Genomic DNA, 3,448 nt, shown 5'->3' with positions numbered 1-3,448 from the left:
GGGAATAAGGGGAAGTATGGAAAAAATATTAGATATAATAGATGATTATATAATAATTTTGAACTTAGATTGTAATATCCAGTTTTGTAATAAAAAGCTATTATCAAAACTTGGTTATAAAATAGAAGAATTGAAAAATATTAATATTGAAAAAATTTTTAATGATAGTGTAAGCTTAAATATTGATTTAATAAAAAATAATAAAGATAAAAACTTGAAAATGGACTTAGAATTAGGTTGTAAATCTGGTGAAAAACTTTTAATATATGGAGAATTTTTACTAGATGATTTCAAAGGAAAAGAATCTATCTTCATAGTAGGGAAGGATTTATGTGAAAAATCATATATAAGAGAAGATTTAGAAAACATTTTAGATAATATTCAATTGAATTGTTGGCTTAAAAATATAGATGGAGAGTATGTTTATGTGAATGAGTCTTATGCAAAGGAATTAAAAGATGATAGATTAAATATACTTGGGAAAAAAACTTCAGATTATTGGGATGAAAAAATGTGTAATAAGTTTATCGAAATGGATAAAGAAGTTATACAGAGTAAAAAATATCAGTTAACTCAAAGTTATAGTAAGCAAGGTGATACTGATTTATGGGTAGAAACTTATAAATCACCAATATTTAATAAAGATAATGAAGTAGAATATATATTTGGATCTACAAAAGATATAACCTTACAGAAAAAATTAGAAAATAAAATAAATATTAATAACATAAGTAATATACTTATGAAGAATAATTCTAAAAATGGAGTTCGTGACTTATTAAATAATTTAGGTGAAAACATATTAAATTATTTTGAATGTGATGGAACATCTGTAATGCTAGTAAACAAAGAGAAGTCTTGTTTAGATGTAGTTGTAAATTGTGGTAAATCAAATACCTATAAAGATGGTGAAGAAATTTTAAAAATTGATTTAGATAAAATTAATGATTTGGATGATATACCTTATTTAAATAATATAAATAGTGTTGAAGAAATAGAATATGAACCATTGAAAAAGTATATGATGATAAATCAAATTCGAAATATTGGCATCTATAATATAACATTTAATAGTGAAACTATAGGATTTTTAGTATTAACTTGTTTTGATGAAAATACTTTAAGATTCAATAAGTTTGATTATTTAAAAACTATATGTGATAACATAGGAGTTATGATTAAAAGCCATACTTTATCTAAAGAGTTACAATCAGAATTTGAAAAACGTAGAAAAATAGAAGGTGAATTAGAACTTTTTTTAGATATATCTGTTGACCTTATAGCAAGAGTAGGTGCAAAAGGAGATTTAAAATATATAAATGGATATTGGACAAAAGTTTTAGGTTGGACTAAAGAAGAGTTATTATCCATGAACATAATGGACTTAATTCATGATGATTATAAAGAAGAATATAAAATTATTATTGAAGAAGGAAAATTTGATACAGGTTGTATTGTCAATAAATTAAGGTGTAAAGATGGAAGTTATAAATGGATAGAAATTAATTATAAAATTTTAAGAAATGAAGGTACATTTGTATTAACTGCAAAAGATTTAAGTGAACAAAGAAAACAAAAAAAAGAAAGAAAAGCATTGGAAGAAGCTATCCAAATGGAAACTTTAAAAAATGAATTTTTTGCAAATATATCTCATGAGTTTAGAACACCTCTTAATATAATACTTGGAACGATGCAGCTTATGCAAAGAAATATTGAAAGAAGCAAAATAACTTGGGATGACAGTTTAAATCTAGAATCTCATATAAATTATATAAAACAAAATTCTTATAGATTATTAAGATTAGTAAACAATCTTATTGATATAACTTGTATTGATTCTGGTTATTTAAAATTGCAATCAGGAAATTATAATATTGTTGATATAATAGAAAGTATAACTTTATCAGTAGCACAGTATATTAAAGATCAAGGAATAAATTTAATATTTGATACAAATTGTGAAGAATTAGTTATAGCTTGTGATCCAGATAAAATAGAAAGAATTATGTTAAACTTATTATCTAATGCCATAAAATATACAGATAAAGAAGGATTCATATACGTAGATTTATATGCAGATGACGAGAATGTTAAAGTGTCTGTAAAGGATAATGGAACTGGAATATCTAAAGACCAATTAGGAATTATATTTGATAGATTTAAAAAAATTGATAATAATTTAAATAGAAAATGTGAAGGTAGTGGCATAGGATTATCTTTAGTAAAATCTTTAGTAGAATTACAAGATGGAAGAATTTATGTTAATAGTGAACTTGGTGTAGGTTCAGAGTTTACTTTTGAGCTACCAATTACTTTTATAGAAGAGGATTCTAAAATGATTTCAGAAAGAAAGGTTTCTGAAAGTAGTCAAATAGAAAAATGCAATATAGAGTTTTCAGATATATACTCGTAAAAGGTAAACTTATAGAAGTTTACCTTTTTTACATACAAGGAAATTATATTTAGTTTGCAACTATGGAAAACTCATAGATTAAAGCATTATCAGTACATTTGAGAAGTTGTAAAAAAGTAAATTTTGAGCAAAGGAGTTGACTGAAGTGTTAACAAAATGATTCGCTGACACGATATTGTTGGCGAAATGAAGTGGATCGCCCACATAGTGGTTTAAGCGAAGGAAATTTTTATTTTAAGAAAGGATAATCAAGAGTTTAAAAATGAAATAGTTTATAATTATACTCATAAGGAGGTAATAAAATTTATGAAAAAAATTCTTATAATAGAAGATGAAGAAAAGATAAGAGTAGAACTTAAAAATTTCTTAGTTAATTACAATTATGAAGTAATTTGCTTATCAAAATTTGAAAACATAATAGAAGACATCTTAAAAGAAAATGCACATTTAGTATTATTAGATATAAATTTGCCAATATATGATGGATATTACATATGTAGAGAAATAAGAAAAAAATCTAATGTACCAATAATCGTGGTAACTAGTAGGGATACAGAAATGGACGAGCTTATGAGTATGAATTTGGGAGCAGACGATTTTATCACAAAACCATACAACACACAAATATTATTGGCACGAATAAATTCACTTTTAAAAAGAGCTTATGAAAAACAAAATACAGATAGAATTATATATAAAGGATTAGAATTAGATATATCTAAAAATAGCGCTATATTTGAAAGCAAAGAAATACAGCTGACTAAAAATGAATTTAGAATATTAAATTGCCTAATGAAAAACAAAGGAAAAATAGTATCAAGAGGAGATTTAATGGACTATTTATGGGACTTGGATCTATTTGTGGACGATAATACACTCACTGTAAATATAAATAGACTTAGAAAAAAATTAGAAGAAATTAGATGTGAAGCATATATAGAAACTAGGAGGGGAAGAGGCTATATAATGCCATAATTATGAAAATAAAAGATTATATAAAAGACAAGAGTTTATCTATAATTTTAAGACTTATAT

The 3,448-nt window shown here is 24.4% G+C and carries 2 protein-coding genes; both read left to right on the top strand.

What is annotated here, in order from left to right; all coding sequences use genetic code 11:
• Positions 1–16 precede the first annotated feature (16 nt).
• Positions 17–2,413, top strand: a complete 2,397-nt coding sequence (locus J7G74_RS09380; protein WP_297134528.1) for a PAS domain S-box protein — start codon at positions 17–19, stop codon at positions 2,411–2,413.
• Between the two features lie 306 nt (positions 2,414–2,719).
• Positions 2,720–3,388 (top strand): response regulator transcription factor, encoded by a 669-nt coding sequence (locus J7G74_RS09375; protein ID WP_297134526.1) that lies wholly within the window; start codon positions 2,720–2,722, stop codon positions 3,386–3,388.
• The last annotated feature ends 60 nt before the right edge of the window (positions 3,389–3,448 follow it).

The sequence above is a fragment of the Terrisporobacter sp. genome (genome assembly GCF_017888745.1).
In the GTDB taxonomy this organism is placed as follows: Bacteria; Bacillota; Clostridia; order Peptostreptococcales; family Peptostreptococcaceae; genus Terrisporobacter.
Note: the sequence above shows the minus strand (reverse complement) of the source record. Positions and strands in the feature narration are given on the sequence as shown.

Excerpts from the sequence above, each read along its gene's own strand:
- J7G74_RS09375 (WP_297134526.1), top strand. The coding sequence starts at position 2,720 with ATGAAAAAAATTCTTATAATAGAAGATGAAGAAAAGATAAGAGTAGAA.
- J7G74_RS09380 (WP_297134528.1), top strand. The coding sequence starts at position 17 with ATGGAAAAAATATTAGATATAATAGATGATTATATAATAATTTTGAAC.